This is a genomic window from Phenylobacterium sp. (assembly GCF_030654915.1).
Taxonomy (GTDB): domain Bacteria; phylum Pseudomonadota; class Alphaproteobacteria; order Caulobacterales; family Caulobacteraceae; genus Phenylobacterium.
In genome coordinates this window covers 1-3,663 of record NZ_JAURWM010000213.1, presented here as the reverse complement: position 1 = coordinate 3,663, position 3,663 = coordinate 1, and the positions used below count along the sequence as shown (strand labels likewise).

Here is a 3,663-nt window from a genome sequence, read left to right as displayed (position 1 = left end):
GCGTGCAGCTGGGTCATGATGACCTCGGCCGCCGAGACGCCTTCGCCCTCGTGGATGTCGGTGGGGATGCCGCGGCCGTCGTCGGTGACCGTCACCGAACCGTCGGCGTTCAGGATCACCTCGACGCGAGTCGCCCAGCCGGCCAGGGTCTCGTCGATGGCGTTGTCGACCACTTCATAGACCATGTGGTGCAAACCCGAACCGTCATCGGTGTCGCCGATGTACATGCCCGGGCGTTTACGCACCGCGTCCAGGCCCTTCAGGACCTTGATGGACTCGGCGCCATATTCGGCCTGTCCGTTGTTCTCGGGCGTGTTGTCGGGAATCTGAGTCGCGTCGGTCATTCGGTATCCAGAATCGCCAGGCTTGAGCCGTCCACATGGACGCCCTGGGCCCGGCCCTTCAAATCCTCGAAGAGATGCTCGTCCGTGCCGGTCAGGAACGCCTGCAGCTTGAGCGCCTCGATTTCGTCGAACAGCGCGGCCCGCCTACGGCGGTCCAGGTGCGCAGCGACTTCGTCCAATAACAATATAGGGTTTGGAGCCGATTCTGCACGCGAAAGACGCGCCGCCTGGCCCAAAACTAGGTTCAAAATCAGGGCTTTCTGCTCACCCGTCGAGCATTCGGCCGCCGGCCTGTCCTTTTCAGCGTGGATCACCGCCAGATCGCCCCGATGAGGACCTGTCAAGGCCCTCCCCGCCGAGGCGTCGCGCTCGCGAGCGCCGGCCAGTGCGCGGATCAGCCGCGTCTCGATTTCCGCCAGATCGACGCCCTCGCCGGCCATCCGCTCCCAATCGCCGGTGAGACTCAGCCGCGCCTGCGGAAACGGCCGGTCGCCACGGCTGTCGATCTCGACCTGCAGCGCTGAGAGGGTCCGGGCCCGCGCCGTGGCCATCAGGGCGCCGGCCTCCGCCATGCGGGCCTCCAACGCCGTCAGCCAGGCCGGATCGGCCGGGCCGTCGCTCAGCAGCCGCATCCGTTCGCGCTGGGATTTCTCATAGGCCGAGGCGTGGGCCGCGTGGCTGGGCTCGGCGGCGAACACCAGTCGGTCGAAGAACCTGCGGCGATCGCCCGCGCCCTCCAGGAACAACCGGTCCTGGGCCGGGGTGAGCCAGACCTGGCGTTGATGATCGGCCAGCCGGCCGGGCGGCACGGGTTCACCCTCCAGCCGCACGGTGCGCCGCACCGCGCCTGAGGTTTCGATGCCGGTGCCGATGCGGGTGGTTTCGCCAGCCTCTTCGATGACAGCCGCCACCGCCCAAGCGCGGCCTTGGGTCTCGCCGGGCATCCGCCGACCAAGCTCAGCGCCGACGGCGCCGCGCAGGCCTCGCCCAGGCGTGAACAGGCTGACCGCCTCCAGCAGGTTGGTCTTCCCCGCCCCGTTCGGCCCGACCAGAAACACCGGCCGCCCATCGAGGGGCAGTTCGGCCCGCTGGTAGGAGCGGAAATCCGTCAGGGTCAGATGGGTGAAAGCCGTCACGCGCCGGTCATAGCGGGTTTCGCCGCGACGCGCGAAGGCTTGAGCTTGCCCCCGATATGGTTAGGTTCGCAGCCAGGGGTTGTGGGGACATACCTATGAAATGGAAACGCGTTTTGGCGGGCGCCGCCTGCGTCCTGACCATGGGCGGCGGCACGGCGCATGCCCAGAAGATCGTCAATCCCGACTGGGCCTCGCGTCCGGATGGAAGCCAGGTCGCCAAGGCCTACCCCCCGCTGGCAATGCAACTGAGCATCGAGGGCAGGTCGACGCTCTCCTGCACGGTGTCCACCGAAGGCCGGCTGCGCAACTGCGTCGCCATGGGGACCACGCCGCCCGGTCTGGGCTTCGACAGCGCGGCGCTCAAACTCGCCGAGAGCTTTCGCATGACCCCAAAGATGGAGAACGGACGCCCACGGCCAAGCGGGACTGTGAGGATTCCCATCCGCTTTGTTCTTCCCGAGGATGCCCGAGGCGACTCCAGCACACCTCCGCGCATCGGCGCCTCCACCTCGCCCGGAGCGGACATCCTGGCGGCGCGGCTCGCACCGCTCCTGACCAGAGACATGATCGCGCGCCAGGACATGGCCGCCGAAATCGCGATCGAGCAAGCGGCCGAAGGTGTCGATCAACAAAGCAAAGCCCAGGCACGACGAGCTATCAGCGGCGGAGCAAGGGCGGCGGCGCCGGCCTGGGGCGTGGCCCAGGGCGCCGCCTATGCCGCGACCATGACCGAAACGGAACTCCAGGCCTTGCTGGATTTCCTGTCCAGCCCAACGGGAAGCGACCTTGAAGCCCGGCACATGCGGGTTGTGATGGCGCAACTACCGATGCAGGTGCAGTTTGTGCGAACCATGAGCGCCCTGGCGCGCGACAAGTTTTGCGCACAGATGGCCTGCGGATTTGATCGCTGGCGGCCTGCAGAAGGCGTGGCCCTGGTCAATCCGCCTTGGAGCCGGCAGCCGACCGAATACGACATCGAGAGCATGGCGCCTCCGATGACGAACCTCCTTGGCCTGTCGGGTTGGGCGCAAATCAACTGCATCGCCCAGCCTTCTGGTGGCCTCGACTCCTGCGTCGCGGTTCGCGAATCGCCTGAGGGGCTACATTTCGGGGCCGCTGCACTGCAATTGTCAGATGGCTACGAGATCGACTCCACCCGGGTCGATAGCAACATCGATGGCGAGACCGTCGCCGTCCTGATCAACTTCAAGCCGACCAGCTTCACGGCGCCCCACTTCAACCCAATCCCCGACAATGAGCCGCACGGCAAAGCCCCGTCGGAAGAGGCCATGAGCTTGGCCCGCCGCATCGTAAAAGCCGACGTGACGATGCAGCAGATCGACAGCCTAGCGGACCAACTCAAGATCCCGAGCAGCGTCCCAAGTTCAGGCAACACGGAACTTTTGGGCGCTGTGGCGCTCATCCAGGCCTTTCAGGAAAGCCGGCCGGCGCTCGCCGAGGAGATGGCGAGAACCTACGCCGTCGAATACACGCCTGCGGAACTGAGGGTGATCCTGGATTTCAGGATCGGCCCCGGCGGTCAGGGGCTGAAACGCCTCGACCCCGATCTGCTCGACGCCCTCGAGCGCTTCCATGGCGCCAAGGCGGCGGCGGAAGCGCGGCGGCTTTTCTGCGCCGGCCGCGAGTGCGAACCTGCAGCCGCTAAAGCCGCAGCGTCCTAGACCCGCAGCGGCATCAACACGTATTGGACGTTGGGATCCGTCGGATCGAGGACCAGAGCCGGGTCGTTGGGGCCGCCGAAGCGGAACTCGGCCTGCTCGCTGCCGATCTGGTCGGTGACGTCCAGCAGGTAGCGGGCGTTGAACGACAGCTCGAAAGCCTCGCCGTCGTATTCGACCTCGACCTCTTCGACCGCCTGGCCAGCTTCCATGTTGCGGACCGTCAGGATCACGCGGCCGGGCTCGATGGCCATGCGCACCGAACGGCTCTTCTCGGCCGAGATGGTGGCGACGCGGTCCACCGCCTTGGCGAACAGCTTGTTGTCGACCATCATCACCCGCTCGTTGCCCTTGGGGATGACGCGGCTGTAGTCGGGGAAGTTGCCGTCGATGACCTTGGAGGTCAGGGCCGCGCCGCCGAAGTCGAGCCGCAGCTTCTGCGGGCTGACCTGCAGGTCCACCGATTCACCGGCGTCATCCAGCAGGCGGCGGATTTCGCCGATG

General features: G+C 66.4%; 4 protein-coding genes. 1 reads left to right on the top strand and 3 read right to left on the bottom strand.

From position 1 onward, the window contains the following. Both Q7T84_RS10820 and recF read right to left on the bottom strand, forming a co-directional pair. A partial coding sequence (locus tag Q7T84_RS10820; protein ID WP_304808629.1) for an ATP-binding protein occupies positions 1-344 on the bottom strand: 344 nt, incomplete at its 3' end. After that, positions 341-1,480, bottom strand: coding sequence for a DNA replication/repair protein RecF (gene recF, locus Q7T84_RS10815; protein WP_304808628.1), 1,140 nt, complete (start codon positions 1,478-1,480; stop codon positions 341-343). The genes Q7T84_RS10820 and recF, both read right to left, overlap by 4 nt. A gap of 95 nt (positions 1,481-1,575) precedes the next feature. Between recF and Q7T84_RS10810 the strand changes: the two genes are divergently transcribed. Continuing rightward, complete coding sequence (locus Q7T84_RS10810; RefSeq protein WP_304808627.1) at positions 1,576-3,162, top strand: TonB family protein; 1,587 nt, start codon at positions 1,576-1,578, stop codon at positions 3,160-3,162. Here the strand turns inward: Q7T84_RS10810 and Q7T84_RS10805 are convergent. After that, on the bottom strand, positions 3,159-3,663 hold a 505-nt coding region (locus tag Q7T84_RS10805; protein ID WP_304808625.1), incomplete at its 5' end, for a DNA polymerase III subunit beta. The genes Q7T84_RS10810 and Q7T84_RS10805 overlap by 4 nt on opposite strands.

Coding starts and splice junctions, on each gene's coding strand:
- Q7T84_RS10810 (WP_304808627.1), top strand. CDS start 1,576: ATGAAATGGAAACGCGTTTTGGCGGGCGCCGCCTGCGTCCTGACCATG.